The 26390-nt window shown below is 59.8% G+C and carries 24 protein-coding genes; 11 read left to right on the top strand and 13 right to left on the bottom strand.

Annotated elements, in window-relative coordinates; all coding sequences use genetic code 11:
* Window positions 1-154: 154 nt before the first annotated feature.
* From H8699_RS08380 to H8699_RS08355, 6 genes are all read right to left on the bottom strand, one after another.
* A complete protein-coding gene (locus H8699_RS08380) occupies window positions 155-3925 on the bottom strand; it encodes a phosphoribosylformylglycinamidine synthase (protein ID WP_249285286.1) in 3771 nt (1256 codons plus the stop codon).
* A 171-nt stretch (window positions 3926-4096) separates the two neighbouring features.
* Window positions 4097-5041, bottom strand: a complete 945-nt coding sequence (locus tag H8699_RS08375; RefSeq protein ID WP_249285285.1) for an AEC family transporter — start codon at window positions 5039-5041, stop codon at window positions 4097-4099.
* A 55-nt stretch (window positions 5042-5096) separates the two neighbouring features.
* Window positions 5097-6416: an aspartate kinase gene (locus H8699_RS08370; protein WP_249285284.1), complete on the bottom strand. Its 1320-nt coding sequence runs from the start codon at window positions 6414-6416 to the stop codon at window positions 5097-5099.
* A 106-nt stretch (window positions 6417-6522) separates the two neighbouring features.
* Window positions 6523-7863, bottom strand: a complete 1341-nt coding sequence (locus H8699_RS08365) for a DUF1015 domain-containing protein (RefSeq protein ID WP_249285283.1) — start codon at window positions 7861-7863, stop codon at window positions 6523-6525.
* 24 nt (window positions 7864-7887) lie between these two features.
* Window positions 7888-8865 (bottom strand): 2-hydroxyacid dehydrogenase, encoded by a 978-nt coding sequence (locus tag H8699_RS08360; RefSeq protein WP_249285282.1) that lies wholly within the window; start codon window positions 8863-8865, stop codon window positions 7888-7890.
* A 14-nt stretch (window positions 8866-8879) separates the two neighbouring features.
* Window positions 8880-9800 (bottom strand): sugar phosphate isomerase/epimerase family protein, encoded by a 921-nt coding sequence (locus tag H8699_RS08355; RefSeq protein ID WP_249285281.1) that lies wholly within the window; start codon window positions 9798-9800, stop codon window positions 8880-8882.
* Between the two features lie 197 nt (window positions 9801-9997).
* On the opposite strand from H8699_RS08355, the gene H8699_RS08350 reads away from it, so the two are divergent.
* The 6 genes from H8699_RS08350 (at window position 9998) to H8699_RS08325 (ending at window position 15336) form a co-directional block, all read left to right on the top strand.
* Window positions 9998-10693 carry a hypothetical protein gene (locus H8699_RS08350; RefSeq protein WP_249285280.1) on the top strand — a complete coding sequence of 232 codons (696 nt, stop codon included), beginning with the start codon at window positions 9998-10000 and terminating at the stop codon, window positions 10691-10693.
* A 188-nt stretch (window positions 10694-10881) separates the two neighbouring features.
* Window positions 10882-11430 carry an HD domain-containing protein gene (locus tag H8699_RS08345; RefSeq protein WP_249285279.1) on the top strand — a complete coding sequence of 183 codons (549 nt, stop codon included), beginning with the start codon at window positions 10882-10884 and terminating at the stop codon, window positions 11428-11430.
* A gap of 70 nt (window positions 11431-11500) precedes the next feature.
* Window positions 11501-12559, top strand: a complete 1059-nt coding sequence (locus H8699_RS08340; RefSeq protein ID WP_249285278.1) for a TIM44-like domain-containing protein — start codon at window positions 11501-11503, stop codon at window positions 12557-12559.
* 39 nt (window positions 12560-12598) lie between these two features.
* On the top strand, window positions 12599-13507 hold the full coding sequence (locus H8699_RS08335; RefSeq protein ID WP_249285277.1) for a TIM44-like domain-containing protein: 909 nt from the start codon (window positions 12599-12601) through the stop codon (window positions 13505-13507).
* Window positions 13508-13524: 17 nt separating this feature from the next.
* Window positions 13525-14340: a TIM44-like domain-containing protein gene (locus H8699_RS08330; RefSeq protein WP_249285276.1), complete on the top strand. Its 816-nt coding sequence runs from the start codon at window positions 13525-13527 to the stop codon at window positions 14338-14340.
* Window positions 14341-14388: 48 nt separating this feature from the next.
* Window positions 14389-15336 carry a Tim44 domain-containing protein gene (locus H8699_RS08325; RefSeq protein WP_249285275.1) on the top strand — a complete coding sequence of 316 codons (948 nt, stop codon included), beginning with the start codon at window positions 14389-14391 and terminating at the stop codon, window positions 15334-15336.
* Window positions 15337-15399: 63 nt separating this feature from the next.
* Here the strand turns inward: H8699_RS08325 and H8699_RS08320 are convergent, their stop codons facing one another.
* Complete coding sequence (locus H8699_RS08320; RefSeq protein WP_249285274.1) at window positions 15400-16179, bottom strand: sugar phosphate isomerase/epimerase family protein; 780 nt, start codon at window positions 16177-16179, stop codon at window positions 15400-15402.
* 354 nt (window positions 16180-16533) lie between these two features.
* Between H8699_RS08320 and H8699_RS08315 the strand changes: the two genes are divergently transcribed.
* Window positions 16534-16905 (top strand): DUF1292 domain-containing protein, encoded by a 372-nt coding sequence (locus tag H8699_RS08315; protein WP_147517311.1) that lies wholly within the window; start codon window positions 16534-16536, stop codon window positions 16903-16905.
* A 218-nt stretch (window positions 16906-17123) separates the two neighbouring features.
* Here H8699_RS08315 and H8699_RS08310 read toward each other — a convergent pair whose 3' ends face one another.
* Together H8699_RS08310 and nudC are read right to left on the bottom strand one after the other, a co-directional pair.
* Entirely contained in the window at window positions 17124-17603 is a 480-nt protein-coding gene (locus H8699_RS08310; RefSeq protein WP_249285273.1) for a YbaK/EbsC family protein, read from the bottom strand.
* Window positions 17593-18453: an NAD(+) diphosphatase gene (gene nudC, locus H8699_RS08305; protein WP_249285272.1), complete on the bottom strand. Its 861-nt coding sequence runs from the start codon at window positions 18451-18453 to the stop codon at window positions 17593-17595. Before nudC ends, H8699_RS08310 begins: the two co-directional genes overlap by 11 nt.
* Window positions 18454-18625: 172 nt before the next feature.
* Here nudC and H8699_RS08300 point away from each other — a divergent pair, with 172 nt between their 5' ends.
* The 4 genes from H8699_RS08300 (at window position 18626) to dnaB (ending at window position 22679) form a co-directional block, all read left to right on the top strand.
* Entirely contained in the window at window positions 18626-19696 is a 1071-nt protein-coding gene (locus H8699_RS08300; protein WP_249285271.1) for a DUF2232 domain-containing protein, read from the top strand.
* A 136-nt stretch (window positions 19697-19832) separates the two neighbouring features.
* Window positions 19833-20279 carry a 50S ribosomal protein L9 gene (gene rplI, locus H8699_RS08295; RefSeq protein WP_138294624.1) on the top strand — a complete coding sequence of 149 codons (447 nt, stop codon included), beginning with the start codon at window positions 19833-19835 and terminating at the stop codon, window positions 20277-20279.
* A 71-nt stretch (window positions 20280-20350) separates the two neighbouring features.
* Window positions 20351-21313 carry an L-lactate dehydrogenase gene (locus tag H8699_RS08290; protein ID WP_249285270.1) on the top strand — a complete coding sequence of 321 codons (963 nt, stop codon included), beginning with the start codon at window positions 20351-20353 and terminating at the stop codon, window positions 21311-21313.
* A gap of 25 nt (window positions 21314-21338) precedes the next feature.
* Window positions 21339-22679 carry a replicative DNA helicase gene (gene dnaB / locus H8699_RS08285; RefSeq protein ID WP_147517317.1) on the top strand — a complete coding sequence of 447 codons (1341 nt, stop codon included), beginning with the start codon at window positions 21339-21341 and terminating at the stop codon, window positions 22677-22679.
* 121 nt (window positions 22680-22800) lie between these two features.
* On the opposite strand, the gene H8699_RS08280 is transcribed toward dnaB, so the two are convergent.
* Genes H8699_RS08280 through H8699_RS08265 form a run of 4 tightly spaced genes read right to left on the bottom strand, consistent with a single transcriptional unit; the run spans window position 22801 to window position 26255 of the window.
* Entirely contained in the window at window positions 22801-23562 is a 762-nt protein-coding gene (locus tag H8699_RS08280) for an ABC transporter ATP-binding protein (RefSeq protein WP_249285269.1), read from the bottom strand.
* Window positions 23559-24392 (bottom strand): FecCD family ABC transporter permease, encoded by an 834-nt coding sequence (locus tag H8699_RS08275; protein WP_249285268.1) that lies wholly within the window; start codon window positions 24390-24392, stop codon window positions 23559-23561. The genes H8699_RS08280 and H8699_RS08275 overlap by 4 nt, the downstream gene beginning before the upstream one ends.
* Window positions 24349-25335: an ABC transporter substrate-binding protein gene (locus H8699_RS08270; protein WP_249285267.1), complete on the bottom strand. Its 987-nt coding sequence runs from the start codon at window positions 25333-25335 to the stop codon at window positions 24349-24351. The genes H8699_RS08275 and H8699_RS08270 overlap by 44 nt, the downstream gene beginning before the upstream one ends.
* Entirely contained in the window at window positions 25329-26255 is a 927-nt protein-coding gene (locus H8699_RS08265; protein ID WP_249285266.1) for a 4Fe-4S binding protein, read from the bottom strand. Before H8699_RS08265 ends, H8699_RS08270 begins: the two co-directional genes overlap by 7 nt.
* Window positions 26256-26390 lie beyond the last annotated feature (135 nt).

The following is a 26390-nucleotide window of genomic DNA, read 5'->3' as shown; positions in this document are numbered from 1 at the left end:
GCCGCGCCCTGCGTGCAGAGTACAAAAATGAAATTAGTAAACATTCCTGCCTTTTAGGGCGGGAAAGAACGGACGGCAACCGTCCGCTTTCCAGTTTTTGAGAAGTGACTGCGCCACTTCTCTATCCAATCTGTTTCTAAAAACCGCCCATCGCTTAGCGGAAATAATCCACGCCGGCTTTGAACAGTTTTTGATCTTTCTCACCGGGCACATTGCGCACCACGTTGGCGCCAATGCGCTCGGAATGGCCCATCTTGCCCATCACCCGTCCGTCCGGGCTCAAGATACCCTCGATGGCCGCCATAGCCCCGTTGGGGTTAAAGGCGCTGTCCATGGTGGGGTTGCCCGCCAGGTCCACGTATTGGGTCGCCACCTGGCCGTTTTCAAACAGCTGACGAATCAGGCCCTCCGGCCCTACGAAACGCCCCTCGCCGTGGGAAATCGGGATGGTGTGGATATCGCCCGCCTCTACGTAGGACAGCCAGGGCGATTTTACCGAAGCGATGCGGGTGCGCACCATGCAGCTGGCGTGCCGGCCGATGGTGTTATAGGTCAGCGTCGGGCAATCCGCGTCGATCTCCCGAATCTCGCCATAGGGCAGCAGGCCCAGCTTCATCAACGCCTGGAAGCCGTTGCAGATCCCCAGGGCCAGCCCATCCCGCTTTTGCAGCAATTCCATTACCGCGTCCTTCACGCGCGGGTTGCGCAGCGTGGTCGCGATAAATTTACCGGAACCATCCGGCTCGTCGCCGCCGGAGAAACCGCCCGGCAGCATCAATATCTGCGCCCCCCTGATCGCCTTTTCCAGCGTCGCGATGGAGTCCTCGATCATCGCGGGGGTCAGGTTCTTCAGCACGATAATATCGGCCACCGCGCCCGCCTTGCGGAAGGCGCGCGCCGTATCCTCCTCACAGTTGGTACCCGGGAAGGCCGGGATCACCACGCGGGGCTGCGCCTTGCCGGACGCATGCAGGATAGCCGGCCGGCCCGTGTAAAGCTTATCCACCATCACATCTGTCAGCGGCGCGGCATCGGTCGGATATACCCGCTCCAGCGTCTGCGTCCAGGCCGCGATGCAGTCCTCAAGCGCCAGGGTCTGGCCCTCCAGCCGGATCTCCTGCACGTCGATCGTCTGCCCCAGCATGCGCCAATCGAGCCCGTTCAGCGCCTGTTCCACATCCGCCCCCGGCGCAAAGGCCAGCACCACGCTGCCATAGTAGGGCATAAACAGCGCCTTGTCGTCCACGCCCTTCGCCAGTTCAAAGCCGATATGGTTACCAAAGGCCATCTTGCTGACCGTGGCGGCCGCGCCGCCTTGGCCCACCGTAGCGGCGGCCTGCACCTGGCCCTGGCGCACCAGTTGACCTACCCGCTCCAGGTTGGCCTTTAAAGCTTCAAAGTCGATCATGCCGTCAGCCCCCGGCAAAACCGGCAGCAGGGCGACCGCGCCGCCCGCCTGCTTAAACTCGGGCGAGCCGATCTGGGAAGCCTTGGTGATCCCCACCGCGATAGAGACCAGGGTAGGCGGTACCGAAACATCGTTAAACGTCCCGCTCATGGAGTCCTTGCCGCCGATGCCCGGGGTGCCCATGCGCTTTTGCGCCTCATACGCGCCCAGCAGCGCCGCCATAGGCTTGCCCCAGCCCGTGGGGTCCCCGGTCATCCGCTGGAAGTACTCCTGCATGGTCAGCCGCGCCTTAGCGTAATCGCCGCCCGCGCAGGCAATCTTGGCCAACGAATGGATCACCGCATACATGGCGCCATGATAGGGGCTGTAAGAGGACAGATCCGGATCGTAGCCATGGGCCATCAGCGTGGCGGTATCGGTCTCTCCTTCCAAAAGAGGGATCTTGGCCGCCATGGCCTCGTTGGGCGTGAGCTGATACTTGCCGCCAAAGGGCATCAGCACCGTACCCGCGCCGATGGAGGCGTCAAACCGCTCGGCCAGCCCTTTTTGGCTGCACACGTTCAGCCCAGTAAGGTTTTCCTTCCAGGCCGCGGCCCGGTCTCCGCCATTATTTTTCAGTACCTCGATCTCCCGATCGAAGAAGGGTACGCCACAGGGCGCCGCCACCGTCGCGTCCGCCTGCTGGGGCGCGCCGTTAGTATCCAGAAAATCGCGGCTGATGTCTACGATGCAATCCTCGTTCCAGAACATCCGCAGCCGCCGTCCCGGGGTGACCGTGGCCACCAGGGTCGCCTCCAGGTTCTCTTCCTGCGCGTAGTCTAAAAATTTCTGCACGTCGCCCGCGTCCAGCACCACGGCCATCCGCTCCTGAGATTCGGAAATGGCCAGCTCCGTGCCATCTAGGCCCTCGTATTTTTTGGGCACCGCGTCCAGATTGATATCCAGGCTCTCGGCCAGTTCGCCGATGGCCACACATACGCCGCCCGCGCCAAAGTCATTACACCGCTTGATCAGCCGGCTGACCTCTTTTTTGCGGAAAAGGCGCTGAATTTTTCGCTCGGTCAGGGGATTGCCCTTTTGTACCTCTGCGCCGCAGGTGGTCAAGCTCTCCTCGGTGTGCGCCTTGGAAGAACCGGTGGCGCCGCCACAGCCATCCCGCCCGGTGCGCCCGCCCAGCAGCACGATCTGGTCGCCCGGCGCCGGCCGCTCGCGCACCACGTTTTCCCGAGGCGCTGCGCCGATCACCGCACCCAGCTCCATGTGCTTGGCCACGTAACCGGGGTGATAGATCTCCTCCACCTTGCCGGTGGCCAAGCCGATCTGGTTGCCGTAGCTGGAGTAGCCCTGGGCCGCCGTGCGCACCAGCACCCGCTGGGGCAGCTTGCCCGGCATGGTATCCTTCAGGCTTTGGCGGGGGTCCGCCGCGCCGGTGATGCGCATGGCCTGATACACGTAAGAGCGCCCGCTCAGCGGATCGCGGATCGCCCCGCCCAAGCAGGTGGCCGCGCCGCCGAAAGGCTCGATCTCCGTGGGGTGGTTATGGGTCTCGTTTTTAAACATCACCAGGTACTCGACCGTTTCCCCGTCCACATCCACGGGCACCACGATCGAGCAGGCGTTGATCTCTTCAGACTCGTCCAGGTCATCCAGCAGGCCCTGGCGGCGCAGCTCCTTAGCGGCGATGGTCGCCATATCCATCAGCGTCACCGGCTTATCGGTACGCCCGGCATACAGCACCTTGCGCGCCGCGCAGTACTCCGCATAGGATTTTTCGATAGGCGCCGTCCAGGCCCCCTTTTCGATCTTGATGTTTTCAAGATGCGTCAAAAAGGTGGTGTGCCGGCAGTGATCCGACCAGTAGGTATCGATCACCCGCAGCTCGGTCATGCTGGGTGCGCGCTTTTCATCATCCCGGAAATAGCGCTGCACAAAGGCCAGGTCCTTCACGGTCATCGCCAGGCCCATGTCCTTGACCCGAGCTTTCAAGGCAGCCTCGTCCTCAGAGAGGAAATCCTCCAGCACCGCGATCTTCTCCGGCGCATCCAGCGCAACCTCCAGGCTTTCCGGCTTATCCCAGCCGGCCTCCCGGGCCTCTACGGGGTTAATGCAATATTCTTTCACGCGCGGCAGGTCCGCCTCATCCAGCCCTTTGAGCAGGTAGACCGTAGCCGCATGGATCAGCGGCGGGTTGCCAAGCGTCAGCATCTGCACGCACTGGGCGGCTACATCGCTGCGCTGGTCGTACTGGCCGGGCAAAAACTCTGTGGCAAAGCGCAGGTAGCCCTCGCCATGGGGCACCTCATCGGTCACCTGGTCGATCGCCGGGTCGGAAAACACCATCCGCACCGCCTTGTCAAAGTCCTGCTCCGGCAGGTTCTCCACGTCATACCGCACGAGGATGCGCACATCCTCCAGGCCCTCTAAGCCCAAAACGCTGCGCAGCTCCTTTTGCAGGCGCTTGCTCTCCACATCAAAACCCGGACGCTTTTCAACATATACCCTACGGACCAAAATCATGCCTCGCTTCCTAGAGGGGGGACCCCTCAGAACTATATGCTTATTATTACGTAATGATACAGGGTTATTATATCACAGCTTTCAGCGCCGTGCACGCCCTTTCAGGCATTAATCCCCGTGAGAATCCAACAAAAAACGCCCCCTTATCGGGGGCGCGCGTTCAAAGCCCGGTTAGCCCAGAATTACCCGCATCACCGGCACAAAGATCAGGCTAAATACCGTGGTCGCCAGCACCATACGGCTGGCAAAGCCCGCATCGCTGCCATAGGACTTGGATACCAGCGGGGTCTGACTCATGATCGGCATGCCGGACTGTACCATATATACGTTGCGCATGATCTCCGGCGTGCGGATGGCCGACAATACCGTAAATACGATCAGCGGCGTCACGACAAACCGCCCCGCCATCACCAGGGCGGAGGACCGGTCCCAGCCGTGCAGCAGGTTTTTAAGCCCCATGCTTTGGATGATAAAGCCCGTATAGATCAGGCACAGGGGCGTGGCCATGCTGCCCAGGGATTTTGCCGTATCCAGGATAAAATCGGGCAGCCGTACCCCGGCAAACGTCAGGGCGATCATCACGATAAAGCTGGTCAGCGCAGGCGAGAAGATCGACTTTAGATCCTTTAAGTGAAAGCTGAATTTTCCCCCGCCGTCCCGGCGGATCCCCATCACGCCCACCGTCCAAAAGACCAGCGTGTTGCAAGCAAAGTAAAAGAGCGCGGGGGATACGGCCTCCTCCCCGAACAGGGCCGTCGCCACCGGCAGGCCGATCACCACCGTATTCGCGCAGGCGAACATGGCCCGAAACACGCCGCGCCGCCCCTTGGGGATACGCGCCGCCAAGGATACCAGCGTGCCGATCCCGTAAGATGTGGCAATGGCCAAAAGCGGCGCCAACAGGCCCCAGCCAGCCTCCCGCAGGGACTCGGTGGTGAAGTACACATTCATGTTGTTCACCATCATCGCCGGGATGGCCACCTTCAGCGCCAGTTCGGTCAAAAAATGCCCCGTATGCTCCGTGATCCATTTATAATGCGCAAGGCCATAGCCCAGGGCGATCATCAGCAAAATCGGCAATACGCCCTGCAATGCGGATACGATAAGCGCTCCCATCGTCCTGCCCTTCCTCCCTCGCGGGCCGCCCGACGCGCAATCTACCTGTTGCCCCTTAGGCGGTTACGAATGCCTGATAAATGGCCCTTACGGCCAGGTCAAAGTCGTCGCTTTCAACGCCTACGATGATATTCATTTCGCTAGAGCCCTGGTCGATCATCCTTACGTTGACGCCGGCCCCTACCAGCGCGTCAAAAAGCTTGGCCGCCACGCCGCGCTGGCGCACCATGCCGTGGCCTACGGTGGCGATCAGCGCCATGTTGTCGGATACCTCCAGCGCATCCGGCGAGACCGCCTCGTGCAGGCTGGTCAGGATCGCATCCAGGTTGTCGCCCAGCTGCGCGTCTGCGATCACCACCGAAAGGGTATCGATGGAGGAGGGCATGTGCTCAAAGGAGATATCGAATTTTTCCAATACGCTGAGCACCTTGCGGCCAAAGCCCCGCTCCGTGTTCATCATCTCTTTTTCAATGGTGATGACCGTAAAGCCCTTGTGCCCGGCAATGCCGGTCACTGTATGCTTGCGGGCCGCCTCGTCAAACCGGTCCATGATCATGGTACCGGGGTGATCGGGCGCGTTGGTATTTTTAATATTGATGGGGATGCCCGCCAGCCTTACGGGGAAGATGGCCTCCTCGTGCAGCACGCTGGCCCCCATGTAGCTGAGCTCCCGCAGCTCGCGATAGGTGATGTAATCGATGGTTTCCGGATTTTTCACGATGCGAGGATCCGCCATCAAGAAGCCGGAAACGTCCGTCCAGTTCTCATACAGCGCCGCATCGATGGCCCGTGCCACGATGGCCCCGGTAATATCCGAGCCGCCCCTGGAAAAGGTTTTGACCGTGCCATCCCGCTTGGCGCCGTAAAAGCCGGGCACCACCGCGCAGGTATAGTCCTTGAGCACCGCGCTGGCCTTTTTCTGGGTCTCCTCCGGCAGGAAGTTGCCCGCCTCGTCAAATACGATCAGCTCCGCCGCATCCACAAAGGGATAGCCCAGATAGTCCGCCAGCAGGATCCCGTTTAAAAACTCGCCCCGGCTGGCGGCATAATCCGCATCCGCCCCGGCGGCCAGGTCTTCCCGCACTTTTTGAAGCGGCCCTTCCAGGTCGCACTGCAGCCCCAGATCCCTGGCAATACCCCTGTACCGCTGGCAGATCCGGTCAAACACCGGCCCAAAGTCCTCCCCGGCACAGGCCAGCCGCTGAGACTCATACAGCATATCCGTGACCTTAATATCGTCGGCAAACCGCTTGCCCGGCGCGGACGGCACCACGAACAGACGCGCCGCATCCGCCCGGATGATCTCCCTTACCTTTGCAAACTGCCCCGCGTCCGCCAGCGAGCTGCCGCCGAACTTGACCACCTTATTGCCCATGATGGTGCATCCTCCCTCACGCATAAACCCAATTCACATTTTCGCGCGCATGCGTCAAATTCCGCGCGCACATGGGTGATATTATAAAGTAAGCCTGCATCCCGCGTCAAGCCGTTATCCTGCGGCACTCCAGATAAAAGCGTTTTTCATCCGCCTCGCCCATGGAAAAAGTCTTGCGCGGCAGGGCGCCCGCCTGCTCGATCGCCGGAAACAGGGCGTGTTTATCCATGGCCGGCAGTAAAAAGCTCATATTGCCCTGCTGCATCCCCATCGTTAGGGTGGTTTCAATGCCATGCACATAATCTAGGCTCTCACCGTCCTGCAGGGTTTCATCCAGCAACTGCTGGATGGCCCCCACCTCCAGGGGATGGCCCGGGTTCCCCAAACGGATCAGCCCGCATACGCCGTCGGCTACTACGCCAAGGGCCTGTTCGCCCGCCGCGTCCGCCGCGCAAACGGCCGGCCACAGTTCCTCAGGCGCCAGCGCCGTAAGGTCAGGCTGCCAGCCCAGGGCTTTGGCGCGGGCCAACAGCCCCGCCAGCCGCTCCTGGGGCTGGGTATGGAACAATACCCGATTGATGGGGCCAAAGGTCAGCCCCTCGTCATGCACGTTATTGATCTCCACCATCGCCCAACGAGCCGGGTGGGCCAGCGCCGCCTCGCCCAGGGCCTTTTTCAGTTCTTCATAGCAGGCCTTGGCCGTCGCCAGGGAGTGGTTGCCGTCCCCCACGGCGTAAAGCACCGGCGCTTCCGGGCACTTGGCGGCGATGTCCTGCCACAGCCCTTCCAGGGCGTCGGCCAGGCGTCCATAGGCCTCCTCCCCCTCTACCCAAAACCCGGTCACATGCCCTCCGCCCAGCATCAGGTCGGTATCGTAGGCTACTTCTAATTCATGTTTATGCGCCGCCAGTGGCTCGATGACCCTGTGCTCAGGGTCGTCGATCAGCAGCATCACGTGGGGCAGTTCAAGCGCCGCGCCCCGGCGCACCGCCTGGCGCGGCGGGATGCGCGATAAAATGGTGCCCTCCGTGGCCCGCACCGGCGAAGTTGAACCTTTATTGTAATCGTACTTTTCAAGATCGATCATGGCCAACAGGCCCCGCCGCAGCGGCGCGTGCGCGGTCTGCCGCTCGATATAGATAAAGCCCTGCCTCGGCGCGGCCAGCACGCCATTTTCCAGGTAAGAGGCCATGGCCTGATGGATCCGCTCGATCCGCTGCGCGGCATCCGGCCGCTCCAAATAGATCTCGGGGAAGATCAGGTTCAGCGCCGAGGGCGCGCCGCCCACGATGTCCGCCGCCTTATCCCAATAATCCTGCTGGGAGGTATACTGGTCGCAGGCGATCACCGCCCATTTACTCAAGTCGATCTGCTTTTCCGGCAACAAAACCTGCGGCGGGCAAATGCCTACCCGCCGCAGCCGCGCCGTATTCTGGCTATCCGTCAAAGGGTCTCCTCCTTACCAATCCGGTTAAAGCGAGCGCGCATCGGGGTTCAGGCAGTTGGGCGGCAGCTTGCCGCTCAAGGCCGCTTGGATGTTCTCTACGCACATCATGCCCATCCTGTCGCGGGTGGCGATGGTGGCGCTGGCCACATGGGGCATCATGGTCACATTGGGCAGGTCCCGCAGTTCCATCTCATATTCCGGCTCGTTTTCAAACACATCCAGCCCGGCAGCCCAGATGGTGCCCTCCTTCAGGGCCTTTGCCAGGGCCTTTTCATCCACCACCGGGCCCCGCGCTGTATTGATGAGGATGGCCGTGGGCTTCATCATCTTCAGTTCTTTTTCGCCGATCAGATGCCGGGTCTCCATGGTCAGCGGCACGTGCAGGGAAACATAGTCCGAGCGCTGCAGCAGCTCCGGGAGCGTGACCCATTCCGCGTCACAATCCCGCTCCAGCGCTTCGTCCCGCCTGCGGTTATGGTAGATCACCTTCATGCCAAAGGCCTTGGCCTTGCGGGCAAAGTCCCCGCCGATGCGGCCCGCGCCCACCACGCCCAGCGTGGCGCCGGTAATATCCTGCCCTAAAAAGAGCTTGGGCGCCCAGCCGGTAAATTTCCCCTCGCGCATATAGCGGTCCCCCTCGACGATGCGCCGCGCGCAGGCAAACAGCAGCGCCCAGGCGATATCCGCCGTCGCCTCGGTCAGCACGCCCGGGGTATTGCTCACCCAGATCGCGCAATCCGTAGCGGCGGTAATGTCGATGTTGTTATAGCCCACCGCGTAATTGGCAAAGATCTTGCACTGGGGCCCTGCGGCCTTGAGCACCGCCTCGTCGATGGGGTCGGTCAGCAGGCAGAGCACCGCGTCCATCCCCGCCACATTCTTTATTAATTCCTCATGGGTCAGCATCCGGTCCTCCGGGTTGCAGATCACGTTGCCCAGCTTGCGCAGCGCCGCCATGGGCTTTTCCGGAAGTTCCCGGGTCACATAAATGTTCGGCTGCATATCCGTTTACCTCCTTAAAGGGCCGCCCAGGCTTCGTTCAGCGTCCGCTTGGCATTGGCGATCACCAGCTCCGGCTCCTCATCCCCAAAGGGTTTGACCTCAAAGCTGACCACTGGCGGGTTCTCGGTATTCAAAAAGCCGATCTCCAGCAGCACCCGCAAAAATTCCACCATCTCGGGCACGCCGTTGCACCCGCCCGGGAAGCCAAAGCGGGGGTGCTGATCCCCATAACCCGGGGCGGCGCGGTCCAGCTTGGGATCTACCGCGTTGCCCAGGTGGGCATGGATGATATAATCCTTCACCGGCAGCAGGGATTCCCTGGCGCTCTCGTGCAGCAGCGGCAGGTGGCTTAGGTCCACCATCAGCCCAAAGTTGGGGCAGGTTTCGCGTACCTCGGCTGCAAACTTTGCCGCCAGGTCCGCCGGGCCGATCAGGCTGCACTTGTCCACATCATAGTCGAACACTTCCAGCGCCACGCGCATACCATCCTTCTGGGCCGCGTATGCGCACAGTTCGCGGGTGGAGCGCACCAGCGCGTCATAGGCCGCGTCCTTATTTTCCTCGGTATACTTCCCACTCAAAAAGGCAAAGCCCTTGGCGCCCAGCTCATAGGCCTCGTCAATCCCCTCCTTCAAGGTCTTAAGCGCCTTCAGCCGGCCCGCCTCATCCACATCGTTAATGTTCAGCCCCGTGGTCAAAAGCCGGGGCTGGGCCCCGTAGCGCACCGTAAGCCCCGCGTCGGTCACAATCTTTTTGACCTGGGCGCGCGCCGCGTCGTCCTTGATCCAGCTCAGCTCGATAGCGGTAAAATAATCGTCCCGGGCGATGGCGCGCACCGTTTCAACAATGCTCTCATCCGTCCCGCCCATACATTTGGGATAGGCCATAAAGTGAATCAGGCCGGGTTTAAAATATCGGTACATCGAAGCGTCCATTTCTGTTTTGCTCCTTTCGTCGTCTGCTCGATTTATTACACAGCGTCCCCAAATTGTCCCAGTAAAACTATACCACGCCCGCGCCGCAACTGTAAATAATTGTGCGAAAGGAAGCCGCGCAACTGGAACCAAATTTTGCCCCCAGCATATCCTGATAACGAAACCGGTCAAACAACAATCTTAAAGGAGGCCATGACATGTCTTTCTATTCTCCCCAAAACGCAGGTAACGAAATGTGCCCCGGCCGCACCAACGGTGCCCAGGGTATCAGCGAAAAGGTGTGCGTCCAGGTCAAAAAGGTGTACGACAGCTGCATGCAGCAAGAGCAGATCGACGATGTGAACATTTGCATCTGCGACCTTTACCCCGCTGACAAACAGTTTTGCTATCCGCTGACCTTTGTATCCTGCCGCTCCACCGCCTGCTCCGGCAAGCTGCACAACCTGTGCATCGACCGCCTGGACGACCGGCCGAATTTTGCCCGCGTCCGCGCCGATGTGGAAATCCCCCTGGAGATCCTCTTTGAGGATGCCAACGGCTGCGAGGGCCTGGGCTACGGCTGCATCACGGTGCATAAAGACGTAATCCTGTGCGTGCCCTGCGACTCCATCGTTCCCTTCACGGCGGAAGCGTTGGCCAGCGCCGTATGCGTAACCGGTACATACTGCGATAACAACTGCTTCAAGGTCACAGTATGCGTCACCATCATCTTGAAGATCACCGCGGAAGTGGAACTGCTGATCCCCAGCTACGGCTTCTGCCCGATTCCTCCCTGCGAGGAGTTCTCCTCCGGCGTGTGCAACGACTTTTTCAGTCTGCCGGTTTTCCCCGTGGGCTGCAACTGCAATGTGGATAACAACATCCAGCCGCGCAGCTGCAACTGCGGGTGCTGACCCCCTAACCGAACCTCCCATCACCTGTAGTGCATTGCCTTAGCGCAAGAAAAAGCGGCCCAGGGTCTTCCCTGGGCCGCTTTTTCTTGTCGCACTTACCTTTTCATGCTTTACAGCCGTTTAAAATATAAGCTATGATAAAGGAAAATATACTATTAGTATCTATTTCGTCGAAAGGGGCGCTGTTTTTGGCTGAACATTCGCTTTCGCGCGCGGAGCTGCTGCGCATTTTCCCTTTACTAAGCCGCATTGGCGATGCCCGCCTGACCGAGCAGATCATCGCCGTCTGGCAGGATGCCTTTGCCGATTGCCTATGGCCGCGCCTGGAGGACGCCTGCTTTAATCCCGAGGCGCATCCTTTCCGGCTGGTGGATCATATCAACGCAGCCACCCAGGGCGCCCTGGCCGTAGCGCAGGCCATGGAAGAATATCAGGGCATCGCGCTGGATCACGACCGGATCATCGCCCTTGGATACCTGCACGATGTAAGCAAGATCCTGGAGTTTGAGCCCGGGCCGGATGGCACGCCCCGCAAAAGCGAGATAGGCCGCCTGATCCAGCACGGGGCGATGGGTGCCTTTTACGCCCGCAAGCACGGCATGGCGCTGGAATACATCCATTTGATCTTGACCCATACCCCGCAAAGTAAGATGGCCCCCGTCTATAAAGAGGCGTGGCTCTTTTCACACATCGACCTGGCGGATGCCCAGATCGTGGATTCTTTCCACGAGGCCTAAGCGCCGGCGTGCAGGGCGTTACAACTTAACTGCAACACATAAACCAGTTCGTTTGAGAGGGGCGTTTTGAATGCGCAAAAGGCATTGGGCCCGGGCGCTGACCGCCGCGATTTTAGCCGGGCTGCTTTTGCTATCCATCCCCGCGCTGGGGCTGGCCGATGCGGGCAACTTTGCCGGCAGCAGCGATTACGGCGGCAGCTCCGGCTGGAGCGGCGGCGGCAGCTCCGGCAGTTCCGGTTGGAGCGGCGGCAGCAGTTCGGGCAATTCCAGTTGGAGCAGTTCAGGAGGCTCCAGCAGCTGGTATAGCGATAGTTCAGATAGTTATCGGTACAGCAGCCAGGATGATAGCCCCAGTTACAACGCTGGCAGCGCGTCCCATAGCACCAAAAAGTCTCCCCATCCTCCCGCCGATCCGGGAATCATGTTGATCATTATATTCCTACTTGGGCTGATCGCTCTTGGGCTCTATCTATTATTCAGGATTATTCCGCCGGCTAACCGAAAGGAAGCTCCGCCGCCGGACCCCGTCCGCCCGGCGCCTATCTACGCGGTATCGGATTTTCAGCTCTCTCCGCTGCGCCAGCGCGACCCCGGGTTCACCCGGCAGGCCTTTGCCAAGCGGGTGGGCGAAATGTACGTGCAGATGCAGCAGGCCTGGCAGGCCAAGCAGTGGGCGCCCATGCGCGCTTTGATGACCGATGCGCTGTTTAGCCAGTTTAACCGCCAGATGCAAGAATACATCAACCGGCACCGCACCAACTTCGTGGAAGGCATTCGCGTGCTGTCGGTGGAGATCACAGATTATCGCCAGGACGCGGTGAACGATGTTTTGACCGTGCTTCTTGAAACCCGCATCATCGATTATGTGACCGACGACGATACCGGGGCGTTGATCAGCGGCAGCCGGGATAAAGAGCTGTTTATGACCTATGAATGGACGCTGGTCCGCTCCAAGCTGGCCAAGACCCGCCAGGCAGACGAGGCCGAATGGACCCAGTGCCCCAACTGCGGCGCGCCGGTATCCCTCAGCCAATCCGGCCAGTGCGAATATTGCGGCAGCGTGTTGACCAGCGGCGCCTACGATTGGGTGATCTCCGCCATCCGCGGCATCTCCCAGCGCAGCCGTTGACGGGTTTATCCCATAAAATTTTTGTAGGGGCGTTACTTTATGAAAAAGCAAAAACTCTTCCGCATCCTGATCGCCTTGACCCTGGCCGCGGCGCTGCTGTGCGCCCTGCCGGCGCTGGGTTTGGCCGACGCGGGCAACTTCGCCGGCGGGAGCGATTACGGCGGCAGCTCGGGCGGCGGTTCCGACTGGGGCGGTTCCAGTTCCAGCAGCTGGAGTTCGGGCGGCAGTTATTCGGGCGGCGGCTCATTCTCCCCGTTTAGCATCCTCGTGCTGGTTGTAATCGTGGTAGTCTACCTAATCATTAAAAGTACCCGTAAAAAGAAGGGAACCTCCAGCGTCTCCTTTAATGCAGGCAATACGCCGCGGCCGCTGGCCGATAACCTGCTGGCTCCGCTGCGCCAGGCCGACCCCAATTTCTCTAAAGAGGCGCTGCTCGAGCGGGTGGGCAACATGTACGTGCAGATGCAGCAGGCCTGGGAGCAAAAGCAGTGGGCTCCGATCCGCATGCTGATGACCGATGCGCTGTTTGGCCAGTTTAACCGCCAGATCGACGAGTACATCCAAAAACAGCAGACCAACCATGTCGAGCGCATCGCGGTGCTCTCCACCGAGATCACCGGTTACCGGCAGGATGCGGTAAACGATGTGCTGACCATCCGCATCATGACCCGTATCATCGATTATGTGACCGACGATCGCACCGGCGCGGTGGTCAGCGGCAGCAAGACCAAGGAACTGTTTATGACCTATGAGTGGACCCTGATCCGCTCCAAGGGCGTGCAAACGCCCAAGCAGATCGGCGTGCGGATGACCGAGTGCCCCAACTGCGGCGCGCCGGTAAACGTCAACCAGTCCGGCCAGTGCGAATACTGCTCCAGCGTATTGACCTCGGGCGAGTACGATTGGGTGATCTCCGCCATCCGCGGCATCTCCCAACAGAGCCGGTAAGTAAGGGGGGCCAGACTTTGGAAAGGTGGCAGCGCAAAATACATCCCGGCCTGGGGCGGGCGTTTATGGGGCTTTTAGGGGGCGCATGCGTTCTGGCCCCTGCGCCACGGGCGCTCGCGGCCAGTGCGGACGCTGCTGCCGCCCACGCCGGCTCCCCCGTTTCCGCAGCGGGTTATCTGCTTTTGCTTTTGGCTATAATCGGCCTGATCCTGTGGCTGGGCAGGCTTTATAGCCGCCATCTGCAGGCCAGGAAAGCGCGCGAGCATCTGCCCGAAAAAGAAACACCGTCGCCTTTCGCGCGCTTTTGCAAGAAAAATCCCGATTTTACACAGGAAGAGCTGCTGGGGCAGGCTGCGCGGATCTTTGCGCTGCTGGCGCAGGCCTTCGGGGCGCGGGATCTCACCGCCATCCGCCCTCTGGTGGATGACGCCTGCTATGCCCAGCTCGAAAGGGAGCTGTCCGCATACTGGGCCGGTCCGTCTGTCTTGTCCGTGACCCAGATCACGCTCCTATCCTGCTGCGTTACCGGTTATTTCCGCCAGGCGGGGCGCGATAACTTCATCCTACGCCTGTCCGTTGCGCCGACCTATGCCCCTGCGCCTGAGGGCATGGCCTATTTGGAAGCGCAGCGCGTCCCGCGTGTGGACTATCAGTGGACGCTCGGCCGCCCCTGCCGCCTTCAAACCATCAAGGGTCCTCAAATACAAGCGCAGGAATGCCCCCATTGCGGCGCGCCGCTTACCCCGGAGCAGCCAGGGCATTGCGGCTATTGCGGCGCCACTCTATCGTCAGAAATAGAATGGACGGTGTACAAGATCCTTCGCACGCCTTAATCACGTCGCTTTCCAACCGCTATTTTTTAAGGAATACAGGTTATTAAGATGAAAAAACCGACTTTGCGCCGCCTGCTCGCCATCGGGATACTTACCCTGGCGCTGCTCTCCATATTACCCGCATTCGGGTTAGCTGATGCAGGCAATTTCCATGGAGAAGGCGATTTTTCCTTTGACTCTAGCAGCGGTTCATCCGGTGACGGTCTTAGCGGAGCTGCCATTGACGCCATCAGCGGCGGTCTCTCACAACTCACGCGGGCCGTGCGGCAAGAGGACGCCAGCGCTTCACTAGCCATCTTGTGGATCCTCATCGCCTTGTTTGCCGGATACTATGTGTTCCGTTTTCTCGGATGGTACAAGCGGTATAAAAAGGAAAACTACCTGGCGCCTTTGCCGCCCTCCCATCACCTGTCCGATGCGCTGATACAGCCGCTGCGCAAGGCCGACCCAGGGTTTTCCAAGCAGGACTTCTTGCTGCAGGCAGGACAAAGATTCCTTCAAATACAGCGCGCCCGGCAGGATAAGGACCTGTCTACCCTTCGGGCTTTGACCACTGAGGCGCTGTTTAAACACTTCAGCCAGGAGATTGCGCAGGATACCCGCCGCCATCGTACCCATCACATCGAGCAGACGGCCCTCCTGACAAATGAGATCACAGATTACAAGCAGGACGCGACATACGATATTTTGACCGTGCGGATGCAGGTGCGCGCAATCGACTATATCACCCAGGGGACGGGGGACACCGTGGTGGCCGGTAGCCGCACCCGGCAGCTATACACCACTTATGAATGGACGCTGATCCGCTCTAAAATGGCGCGCACGGCTGCCCGCGCCAGCCAAAATCTACGGCGTTGCCCCCATTGCGGCGCGCCGGTGGCCGGGCCGGGGCAAGCGCGCTGTGCCTATTGCGATAGCAGGTTACAGAATTCCCAGGCGGATTGGCGCTTTGCCTCTTATACCATCTGCGCGGTATCTCAAAAGGGCGGCGCTTAGTTCAGTTTAAATAAAAACCACCCCGTGCACGTGGTCACGGGGTGGTTTTCTATTCGTCTATGACTACTGCCGCGCCGCCGCCTTTAAAACAGCCAGCGCCTCCGCGGCCGCGGGCTCAAATTCGCCCGGCGCGTTACCCTCAATGCTGACCCGGCCCGGCCGGCCGTTTTGCTCGATCGCCCTAAGGAAGGGGGCGTAATCCGTCCCATCCTCCCGCCGGGGCCAATAGCGCCCCTCCGGGCAGGCCACATGGCAGTGCCACAGCCGCGCGCCAGCGCGCAGCACATTGCCCGGCGCCACGTCAAACGCGCTATGGTAGGCGTCTACCAGCAGGCCCACGTTGGCGCGGTCCACCGCATCGTGCATGGCTTTAGCCTGGTCAAAATCGGTGATGAAATTGGTCTCGGCAGCACGCAGGTATTCGATGCTCACCCCAATGCCGGCCTTTTGCGCCATATCCGAGAGCAGCCGCACAAAGGCGATATACTGCGCCGCGGCCGCTGCCCGGTCAAACCCCTCGGGGATATCCCGCGCAAAGCCGCCGCCGATGCCAAATTGTCTGACGCCCAGCAGCCCGGCGCGGCGTACCATCGTGCCGAAAAACGCGCACAGCTCCGCCCAGGGCGTAGGCTGCGGCCCCAGGATCTTCTGCTCCGGGGTAAAGATCGCGTTGAGGCTGATTACCGGCAATCCTGTCTCCTGAACGCGTGCGCGCAGGGCTGCAAACTCCCCGGCGGACATCAGCGCAAGCTCCGTGCCCGGCAGCTCGATAAAATCATAGCCGATTTTAGCCGCCGCCTCATAATTCTTAGATGGCGTACAGATGCCAAATTTCATTTTCATCTACCTTCTTTCCTAATCTGCGGCCGTTAAGCGGCCAATCATTTGGTCAGCGCGGAACTTCACGCGCAACCAGTCCATGCAAGGGATATTCCCTTAAACACAAATCGCTTAAATATTGGCATTTTACAACGTTTTTGTTTATTGTACTCTCACAGCGCAAAATCAACAAGCGGTGCCCAACTTTTTTGTTCAAAATATCAATAATTCCTGCATGCGTGCATCCCTATGCCTCGCTTGCGCCCCATAGCTGCCGCATTTCCTCAAAAGTCGCGTACCTATCCACTTGCAAAGCCCTTCTAAATAGGGTAAAATGAGCCGGAGCAACCTAAAAAGTATAAAAGGTGGTGCACAAATATGGAAAATACGAATAATCCCGTCAATAACGAGCTGGAGAACGAGGAGCGCGATTTCGTCGTCTTTACCGACGATGATGGCAACGAGTTTGAGCTGGACGTTATCGATTACTTTTTCCACGACGGCCAGGAGTACGCCGTACTGATCGACCTGAGCGAGGGCTGCGACTGCGAGCATGAACATGCCGAAGGCGAAGCTTGCGGCTGTGAAGACGGCTGCGGCGAGCGCGACGTGTACATCATGAAAGTGGTGACCGGCGAGGAGACCGAGGAGTTCATGCCGGTGCCCGACGAGCTGTTTGACACGGTAGCCGCCATCGCCCAGAAGCGTTTGGAAGAGGCCGCCGAGGATGAGGAAGAAAGCATCGACTAAGCAGGAATGATCAAAAAGCCGGGCCGAAAAGGCCCGGCTTTTCTCGTATTAACTTTTCTAAATAGCTTTGCCCCTGGCGATCCAAAAGTCAAATGACGGTAGAAGTGATCCAACGAGCGATCCTAAGGGATGCGCTGGCACCGCTGGCTGCGCCCCGCCGAGGAAAGGGAAGGGCGCAGTAAAAAAGAGCCTCTACGGGCTCTTTTTTTATCGCTATATCAGCCTATTTCCTGCCAACCCTTGCATACATCAATCCATCCCCGGCTGCCCGAGTAGGTCTCAAGCTCCGGCAAAGTCAGGCAGATGGCGCTGTTCCCCGAACCGCAGGCCGGGTAGACCGTTTCAAAGCGCTTGAGGGATATGTCCAAAAATACCTGTACCTGCGCGCCCACACCAAAGGGGCATACCCCGCCTACGGCGTGTCCGGTCTGCTCCAGCGCCTGTTCCGGGGTCAGCATTTTGGCCTTGCGCCCAAACCGCGCCTTATACTTGGCATTGTCGATCTTGGCATCCCCCGCGGCCACGATCAAAAGGCAGCCCTCCTCCGCCTGGAATGAAAGCGTCTTGGCGATGCGCCCCGGCACACAGCCCACCGCCAGTGCTGCCAGCGGCACCGTGGCGCTGGATGCGTCAAATTCAATGATGTCCTGATCCCTGCCCCATTTTTTCAAATGCTCGCGCGCCGCTTCAATCGACAATCAGATCCCCTCCCCGGTAATAAACTTTGCCGCGCTTATAGGCCTCCATCATCTCTCCGGCGATGGAGATGCTGTAGGGATGATCCGGCAGCGTTTCCCGCTCGAACCAGGCGGCCTCGGCGATCTCCGCCGGGTCGATATGCAAGGTGGAGTCCCCGTCCAGCTGGGCAAAAAAGCCGATCATCTGCGAATCGGAAAACGGCCAGGGCTGGTTGGCGTAATAGCGGATATTTTTGACCCGCACGCCCACCTCCTCCATCGTTTCCCGGGCCACGGCCTGCTCCAGCGTCTCGCCGATCTCCACGTACCCGGCGATCAGCGAGAAGAACTTAGCCCCGTAGTGCGCCCCGCGCGCCAGCAAAATCCTGTCCCCATCGATGATCGCAGTGATCACGGCCGGCGAGATTTTAGGGTACACCGTTTTGCCGCAGCCGGTGCAGATCAGCGCCCTCTCGCCCTGGCTGGGCGCCATGGCCGCGCCGCAGCGCCCGCAAAACCGGTTGTCCCCATACCAGCGGCTCAGCTGCGCGCCCACAACGCCCGCATAGGCCGTATCCCGGTTGAGGTTGGAGCGCAGCAGGTTCACCGGGTAATATCCGCCCCCCGGCACGCGCAGCGCCGTTTCCCCCGCCGATAGGTAACAGCCCTGCCCATCCATCTCAAAAAGATATTGTAGCTGCCCCAGCGTTTCAGGCGCCACGTCGCAAAGCCGTGGCAGCGCATAATCTCCCTCCCGGGCCAGCAGCAAAATCTCGCCCTTGGCGCTGTAGTGTAAAATAAAATCCTGCGCCCGGGCCAAGGCCGGGGCAAATGCGTTTGAAAACCGATGCGGCGCGATATGATGGAACATGTTCTCTTTTCCCATCCCTTTACTAAAAACTTCTAAGCAGTAGTTTAGCACTGGCAGCCGTTCAATGCAAACGATCAAGATAGTTGGCGTGTTGACATCGCTTTATATTAAAGATAGAATAAACTCTAACTATGTTTTATTGCAAAGGTATCGGTAAAGGAGGCCTTTTTCGTTGCAAAAATTCAGCGCAAAGCGTTTTTTCACCCTTATATTGCTGATGTTGCTCTGCGCGGCAGCCCTTTATTTTTCCGGGGCTACGCCGCTGATCCTACTGCCCATGGCGCTGCTGAGCTATCTCTACGCCCGCGGTGAACAGTACGCCGCCCTGGGGGCGTTGGTCATCTACGCCCTGGCCGTATCCCTCCTGGATTTCGCGCCGGCCGGCGCGCTGGCGCTGATCGCCGTAGCGCTACCCGTGGTGGTGGCAGGCGAGATGATCGGCAGGCGCAAAGGCCCTGTGGACAGTTTGCTGTTCATCTGCGGCGGCGTTTTGGTGGGGTTAATGGCCGCCATCCTGCTCACCCCGGTGCTGACGGGCAAGGATATCTTTGCTACGGTAGCCGATGTGGTGCGCCAGATGGTGCTGGCCAATATCGAGGGCAGCGGCCAGCTGCTCATCGCCCAGGTGAACGAGATGCTGTCGGCGGCCGGCCAGCCGCTGGATGCCGCCACGTTTGAAGGCCAGATGGAGCAGTTTATTCTGCTGTTCCAAAATTCTCTGGGGCTGATGGCGCCCACTGCGCTGATCGGCGCCAGCGCCTTAGGCGGGCTGCTGCTATACGCCCTACCCAGTTGGGCGCTGCGCCGCGCCGGCGCCAAAGCGCGCCTCTCCCTGCTGAGCCGGGCGCTGGGCTGGGGGGCCGCGCCCATCCCGAAGCTGCCTCCGCTACGCTACTGGCGCATGCCCCGCTGGCTGGGCTTTAGCCTGCTGGGGCTTACGGCGCTCACCTTTGTGGGTTCCTGCCTGGGCGGGGCGATCTTCAGCATCGGCCAGATGGTATCCTCCGCGCTGATGACCATCTGCTTCGGCGCGCAGGGGCTGGCTCTGCTCAGCTACTATTTTAATTATTCCGGCAAGGTGCCAAAGGCTGTACGCTTTATCATCATGGTCCTGGCGCTGATCTTTGCCTCGCCGCTGGTGATGATGCTGGGCATGGCGGACCTGCTCTTTCGCATCCGTGAGATCATGGAGCTGCGCCGCAAAAGCGGCGGCGGCGGGCACGGGCCGCTAAACAGCTTGTAAATCGGGTTATGCGTTAGTATAATATTCACCATGCCAAACGCAAGCCCGGCGATGGTCAGCTTGCATTAAGCGTGGTATAATGGCTATGGTTCTAAGCAAATTTCCGTTTTGATAACGGTTTGGGGAGGTCATAAAAATGAAGGTTATTTTATTAGCGGACGTGAAGGGCACCGGTAAAAAGAACGAGGTGGCCGAGGTTTCCGAAGGGTACGCCCGCAATTTTCTTTTCCCGCGCAAGCTGGCGGTAGAAGCCACCGCGGCCCAGCTCAACAGCATCCGCTTAAAGCAGGATGCGCAGGCCCACCGCAAGCAGCAGGAAAAGCAGGATGCGCAGGCGCTGGCCCAAAAGATGGAGGGCAAGCGCGTGAAGATCGCCGCCCGCGTCGGCAAGGATGGACGCCTGTTTGGTTCCATCACCGCCAAGGAGATCGCGCAGGCTATGCAGCAGCAATTGGGCATGGAGGTGGACCGGCGCAAGGTCGAGCTGGCCGAGCCCATCCGCGCGCTGGGCAGCGTGCAGGTATTGGTGCGCTACTATCCCGAGATCACCTTTAACATTCTGGTAGACGTGGTGGGCGAATAAGCGCCTGCAACCCGGATAAGCTATGGTAAAGGGCGGCCGCAGCGGCCGGCAACAAGAAAGAAGGATTTGCCATGAGCGTTTTACAGCATGATAAGATCGCCATCGTCGGCACAGGCCTTGTGGGCGCCACCTGCGCCTTTACCCTGGCGGATTCCGGCCTGGCTTCAGAGTTGGTTTTAGTGGATGTCAACAAGGCCCGGGCCGAAGGGGAAGCCATGGACATCGCCCACGGCGCGGCCTTTATGCCGCCGGTGCAGGTGCGCAGCGGAGATTATGAGGATTGCGCCGGCGCGGCGCTGGTCATCTTGGCCGCGGGCGTCAACCAAAAAGAGGGCGAGACCCGGCTGGATCTGATGAACCGCAACATGGCCATCTACCGCCAGATCATCCCGATCCTGGAAGAGCAGTGCCCGGACGCGGTCTTTTTGATCGTGGCCAATCCGGTGGATCTGCTCACCCACATCAGCGCGATCATGCTGGATCATCTGCCCTCCGGGCGGGTCATCGGCTCGGGCACAGTGCTGGATACCTCCCGGTACCGCCTGCTTTTGAGCCAGCATACCGGCATCGACCCGCGCAATATCCACGGTTATATCTTAGGTGAGCATGGGGATAGCGAGTTTGCCGCCTGGACGCTGACCTCGGTAGCCGGCATGGACCTGATGGATTTTTGCCACCAGTGCGGCGCGTGCGACCGGCACTTAAGCGATGTGGTGCGCAGTGAGATCTACCAGGATGTGCGCGACGCGGCGTACAACGTGATCTCCCGCAAAGGGGCCACCTATTATGCCGTGGCGCTGGCCGTGCGACGGATCGCCGAGGCTATTTTGCGCGACGAAAAGGCCGTGCTCACCGTTTCGACCCATGTGCAGGGCTATCTGGACCTGCCGGACGTATCTTTGTCTTTGCCCTGCGTGGTGGGCAAAGGCGGTGTAGAGCGCGTGCTGCCCGTTGCCTTAAGCGGAGAGGAAATGCTGCTGCTGCACGCATCGGCCAATAAGCTGCGCGCAGCGCTTGATGAATTGAACTTGTAATCTTAACCATAAGGAGGCTGACCCCATGGCGCAGGAGCGAACCGGTGGCAGGTTGCCGCCCCATAACGCGGAAGCTGAACAGTCCGTTCTGGGCTGTATGCTGCTGGATGCCGAGTCGGTCGCCATCGCGCTGGAACGCCTGAAGGACGAGGACTTTTACCGGCCCCAGCACCAGGAGATCTTCCGCGCCATGGCCGCGCTTTACGAGGCCGGCCAACCGGTAGACCTGGTAACGGTGGTGGACGAGCTTTATCGCCGCGGCTCTGTCGAGGGGGTAGGGGGGCTTGAGTACATCACAGAGCTCAGCCGCTTTGTGCCCTCAACGGCCAACGTCCGCTCCTATGTGGAGATCATCGCGGATCATTCGCTGATGCGCCGGCTGATCAAGGCCTCCGGCGATATCTCGCAGCAGGCTTATGAGGCCAGCGGCCCCGCACAGGGCGTGATGGAGTTTGCCGAAAAGCAGATCTTTGACCTATCACTGGGCCGCACGGCCAACGCGCTGGTGCACATCAAGCCCACACTGCTGGAGAGCCTGGCCCAGATCGAGGATATCTACTCGCACAAAAACCGCATTACCGGCGTGCCTACCGGTTTTGCGGATATCGATTACAAGACCAGCGGCATGCACCCGGCTGAACTGATCCTGATCGCCGCGCGCCCCTCCATGGGTAAGACCAGTTACGCCATGAATATCGTGCAGAACGCCGCAGTCAAAAATCATGAGACCGTGGCGGTATTCTCCCTTGAGATGTCGCGCGATCAGCTGGTCAACCGCCTATTGTGCGCGGAGGCGCTGGTAGAGCTGCAAAAGGTGCGTACAGGCGACCTGACCGACGAGGACTGGCAAAAGCTTACCCTGGCCATGGCTCCGCTGTCGCAGGCGCCCATCTATATCGACGATACGCCCGGCATCACGGTACTGGAAATGCGCTCAAAATGCCGCCGCCTCAAGCTGGAAAAAGGCCTTTCGCTGGTGGTGATCGACTATCTGCAGCTCATGAGCGGCAGCGGCGCGGAGAGCCGGCAGCAGGAGATCTCGGCCATTTCCCGTTCCTTAAAGCAGATGGCCCGTGAGCTGGAGGTGCCCGTCATCGCGCTGAGCCAGCTCTCCCGCGCGCCTGAGGCCCGGCAGGATCACCGCCCCATGCTCAGCGACCTGCGCGAATCCGGCGCCATTGAGCAGGATGCGGACGTGGTCATGTTCCTTTATCGGGACGAATACTACAACGCCGAATCGGAGGACCGCAATATTGCCGAGTTGATCATCGCCAAACAGCGTAACGGCCCCACCGGTACGGTCAAACTGCTTTGGCAGGGGCAATATACCCGGTTTATGGATCTGGCCAGGGATTGGCAAGGCTAACAAAAAATTTAAAGGAAAGGGATGCTGCGCGCAGCATCCCTTTTGGTTTGCGTCAAGTCCTAAACGGCCTGTCGCTTTTTATCCTAAAAAGCCTTTGCCAAATCACCGGCAAAGGCTCTTTCTATTCTTTTACGAACCGGTAATACTCCCGGCCCGCTTCATCGGCCATGCGCCGCGTGCGCACGCCGAATACCCGGTCGATCTCGCCGCTCTTGATCACCGCTTTGGGTGCATCCAGCGCCACAATGCGGCCCGCATCCATCAGGCAGACCCGGTCGGCGATCTCGAGGGCCTGATTCAGGTCGTGCATCACCGCCAGCACGGTCTTCCCCCGCTGGCGCATGTTCCCCATCAAGTTCAAGATCTCCAGCTGATGGCGGATATCCAGATATGTGGCCGGTTCGTCCAGCAAGACCACGGGGGTATCCTGTGCCAGCATCATGGCCAGATAAACCTTTTGCCGCTCTCCGCCCGACAGGGCCGCCAGCGGCTTATCCGCCATGGCCTCCACCCCGGTGTCTACCATGGCCTGCCAGGCGATCTGGCGGTCCCCCTTGCCGGGGCGGCGGGGAAAGCCTAGATAGGGGAAGCGTCCATGCATCACCATCTGGTAAACCGTTGCCGCGGCGGTATCCCGTATCTGCGGCAAAAAGGAGAGCTGGCGCGCAAATTCCCGGGGCGAAAAATCGCTATAGGGCCTGCCGTTTAAGCGCAGGCTGCCCGTCTCCGGCTTTTTGAGCCGGGCGGCTACCTTTAGCAGCGTGGATTTTCCGCAGCCGTTGGGCCCGATAATGCAGGTCACGCCGCCGTCCGCCCGCAGGGTAACGTCCTCCAGCACGGGCCTGCCCTCGTATCCCGCATGGATATGGCCAAGCTCGATCATATCCTCATCCCCCCTTTACGCCGGAAGAGCAGATAGACAAAGAACGGGCCGCCCAGAATAGACATAATGATGCCCACCGCCAGATAAACGGTACGGTAGACGCCCGCCCGCAGCCCCAGCGAGCCGGCGACTTCTTCTCCCAAAGAGAGCACGTTCAGCTCGTACCCCAAAGCAATGGCCAGCGCGATCCCAATGGGGATCAATATCCCCACCAGGCTCAGGCTGCTCATATTCAGCCCTGAAAATCCGCCGATCATAAAGGCGATGCGGTTCATCTGCGTTTCCGGGAACAGGGTGAGGATAATGTCCGTAAACGCGCCCAGGAAGCTGGATACCGCCATGCCCGCCAGCACGATGGTGCGCCGGGATGCGCCCGTGCGCGTGGCGATGGCATATACCGCCAGCGCCGCCACCAACGCCCCTATAAAGGCAAACACCGGCCCCAACGCGATGGCCCCTGGAAAAAACGCCGCCGCAGCCATGGTAAAAAGCCCGGCGCCTGAATTGACGCCGATCACGTTCGGGCTGGCCAGCGGGTTGCCCAGCACCGCCTGCAGCAGCGCGCCGGAAACGGCCAGCGCACCGCCTGCCAGCACCGCGCCCAGCGTGCGGGGCAGGCGCACATACATCAGTATTTGGTAGGCCTTATCCCCCGCATCGCCCTGGATGAGCGCCCGCCACAGCTGCTCCGGGCTCAGGCCCGAAGAACCCAGGCAAAAACTCAGTACCGCTAATATCAAAAGCGCACCTGCAGTCAGCCCCAATACGAGGAATTTGCGTCCCGCCCTATTGGAAGAGCTGGGGGTACAGATATTTTGCAAGGGTTTCATAGCTCTCCCCCCATCTGGCGTTCGGTTTATAGTGGAACAGGTCTTTATCCAGAATGATATACTTTCCGTTTTTTACCGCCGAAAGGTTGTTCCACGCCGGGTTGGATTGGATACCCGCTTTGAGCGCATCCAGCGCGGCCTGCTCTTCGCCCATGGTCACCACAAAGATAAAGTCCGGGTCCTCTGTGATGATCTCCTCCATGCTCAGGTCCTCCAACAGGGAATCGTGCCGGGCGGCGATATTGTCGCACCCCAGCTCGTCTAGCATGGTGCATACGAAATTATCCTTGGCCTTGGCTTTAGCTTTCGTGCTCAGCGCCCGCACAAACAGCACGCTGGGTCGGTAGGAAGAAAGTGCTGCCTGCATCTTGACATTATCGATCTGCTCGGCGATGGCCGTGCCGTTTTGCACATACAGGTCCTCCCGGCCGGTCAGCTCCGTGCAGATCTTGAGCATGGCCAGGTATTCTTCAAACTCCTCCACCTTAAAGTAGGCATGCGACACGCCGGCCTTGCCCAGCAGTTCATCCAACTTCAGGTGCCCTTCGATGTCCGGAGAGAGGATGACAAAATCCGGATCCAGTTCCAGCACCTTCTCCACATCCGGCGTTTTGACCTGGCCGATCACCTTGGTATCCGCATCCAGTTCCAGATCGCGCTCGCTGATGGCATCCTCCGTGGTCCCCACCAGTTTTCCCCCAGCCAACAGCCAGGTCTCGGCATAAGAGCCCATCAGGGCGACCACCCGCTCTGGGCCATACGCCACGGTCACCTCATGGCCCAAAGCATCCTGAAAGGTATAGGTCTGCGCTGGGGCCGGGGTCTGCGTCGCCAGAGGCGTTGGCGTCGCCTCTAAAGCCGCCTGGGGCCCGGCGCAGGCGGAGCCTAGCAGCGCCGCGCACAACAGCAGGCTTGCGGCGATCACGCCAGTTTTTTTCAGCACGCGTCCGAACCTCCCAAAATCTCCTCTTTGCGCTGCAGCAGGTCATCCGCCAGCAGCATCTGCTCCACCTGTTCCATGCCCAGGCGTTCCACCAGCGTAGCAAACCGCTCGCCCGCCCGGCCCTGTTCTTTAAACAGCAGGATGGCCTTTTCGATCACATCCAGCACCTCTTCCTTGCTGGTAAAGATGGTCTTAAGCGCGGTGCCGTGGCGGATATCCTTGCCCCAGCGGCCGCCCACATAGACCTTATAGCCCGCCTCCTGGTGCGCCAGCGCCTTAAAGTAGCAAACCTGCGCACAGCGGCCGCAGTTATTGCATACCGCAGGATCGATCACCAGTTTGCCTTCAGTCACCTTGGCGGCACCCACCGGGCAGGTCTGTACGATGCTGCACTTGCCGCATCCCCGGCAGGCCTCCACATCCAGCACCGGCACCCGTTGCCCTACGATGCCCAGGTCATTCAGTTCGGGCTTGACGCAGTTATTGGGGCAGCCGCCCACGGCGATCTTAAACTTGTGCGGCAGCGCCACGGCGCGGTAGCCCTTATAAAAGCGGCGGTGGATCTCCTTGGCCAGGGCCTGGGTATCGATCAGACCAAAGGTGCACACCGTCCCCTTGCAGGCCACTACCGGGCGCACCTTTGCCCCAGTGCCGCCGGTCTCCATCCCCTCGCGGGCTACATATTCCTTCACAGCCTCGATGTCCTCAAAATTAATGCCGGGGACCTCCAGCGTCAGCCGCGCAGTAAAGGCGATATCGCCGTTGCCGTACTTGTCGGCCACCTCGCTGATGTTTCTTAACTGTTTGGCATTCAGTACGCCGTTCTCCGTAATGATGCGGGCGGAAAAATGCACGCCGTCGTTATTGGATAAAAAGCCCTCGCCCTTGACCTTTTTGCGTTGTTCTGCGCTAATTTCCATTTTAGAACCCCTCCTCCTCATTAGGGCGGCCCCCACACGGCCGCCTCTTCACTATTATATCATTTGCCTTCTATAGATGATAATAGTATTATTGAATCAGATCGATAGATATTTACAATAGTAAGGAGAAGCAAG

The organism is Luoshenia tenuis (genome assembly GCF_014384745.1).
In the GTDB taxonomy this organism is placed as follows: Bacteria; Bacillota; Clostridia; order Christensenellales.
This window is presented reverse-complemented; position numbering and strand designations above follow the sequence as displayed.

What these genes read in the sequence shown, in the direction of transcription:
- H8699_RS08380 (WP_249285286.1), bottom strand. Translation starts at nt 3,925, where the DNA reads ATGATTTTGGTCCGTAGGGTATATGTTGAAAAGCGTCCGGGTTTTGAT.
- H8699_RS08375 (WP_249285285.1), bottom strand. Translation starts at nt 5,041, where the DNA reads ATGGGAGCGCTTATCGTATCCGCATTGCAGGGCGTATTGCCGATTTTG.
- H8699_RS08370 (WP_249285284.1), bottom strand. Translation starts at nt 6,416, where the DNA reads ATGGGCAATAAGGTGGTCAAGTTCGGCGGCAGCTCGCTGGCGGACGCG.
- H8699_RS08360 (WP_249285282.1), bottom strand. Translation starts at nt 8,865, where the DNA reads ATGCAGCCGAACATTTATGTGACCCGGGAACTTCCGGAAAAGCCCATG.
- H8699_RS08355 (WP_249285281.1), bottom strand. Translation starts at nt 9,800, where the DNA reads ATGGACGCTTCGATGTACCGATATTTTAAACCCGGCCTGATTCACTTT.
- H8699_RS08350 (WP_249285280.1), top strand. Translation starts at nt 9,998, where the DNA reads ATGTCTTTCTATTCTCCCCAAAACGCAGGTAACGAAATGTGCCCCGGC.
- H8699_RS08340 (WP_249285278.1), top strand. Translation starts at nt 11,501, where the DNA reads ATGCGCAAAAGGCATTGGGCCCGGGCGCTGACCGCCGCGATTTTAGCC.
- H8699_RS08335 (WP_249285277.1), top strand. Translation starts at nt 12,599, where the DNA reads ATGAAAAAGCAAAAACTCTTCCGCATCCTGATCGCCTTGACCCTGGCC.
- H8699_RS08325 (WP_249285275.1), top strand. Translation starts at nt 14,389, where the DNA reads ATGAAAAAACCGACTTTGCGCCGCCTGCTCGCCATCGGGATACTTACC.
- H8699_RS08320 (WP_249285274.1), bottom strand. Translation starts at nt 16,179, where the DNA reads ATGAAAATGAAATTTGGCATCTGTACGCCATCTAAGAATTATGAGGCG.
- H8699_RS08315 (WP_147517311.1), top strand. Translation starts at nt 16,534, where the DNA reads ATGGAAAATACGAATAATCCCGTCAATAACGAGCTGGAGAACGAGGAG.
- nudC (WP_249285272.1), bottom strand. Translation starts at nt 18,453, where the DNA reads ATGTTCCATCATATCGCGCCGCATCGGTTTTCAAACGCATTTGCCCCG.
- rplI (WP_138294624.1), top strand. Translation starts at nt 19,833, where the DNA reads ATGAAGGTTATTTTATTAGCGGACGTGAAGGGCACCGGTAAAAAGAAC.
- H8699_RS08290 (WP_249285270.1), top strand. Translation starts at nt 20,351, where the DNA reads ATGAGCGTTTTACAGCATGATAAGATCGCCATCGTCGGCACAGGCCTT.
- dnaB (WP_147517317.1), top strand. Translation starts at nt 21,339, where the DNA reads ATGGCGCAGGAGCGAACCGGTGGCAGGTTGCCGCCCCATAACGCGGAA.
- H8699_RS08280 (WP_249285269.1), bottom strand. Translation starts at nt 23,562, where the DNA reads ATGATCGAGCTTGGCCATATCCATGCGGGATACGAGGGCAGGCCCGTG.
- H8699_RS08275 (WP_249285268.1), bottom strand. Translation starts at nt 24,392, where the DNA reads ATGAAACCCTTGCAAAATATCTGTACCCCCAGCTCTTCCAATAGGGCG.
- H8699_RS08265 (WP_249285266.1), bottom strand. Translation starts at nt 26,255, where the DNA reads ATGGAAATTAGCGCAGAACAACGCAAAAAGGTCAAGGGCGAGGGCTTT.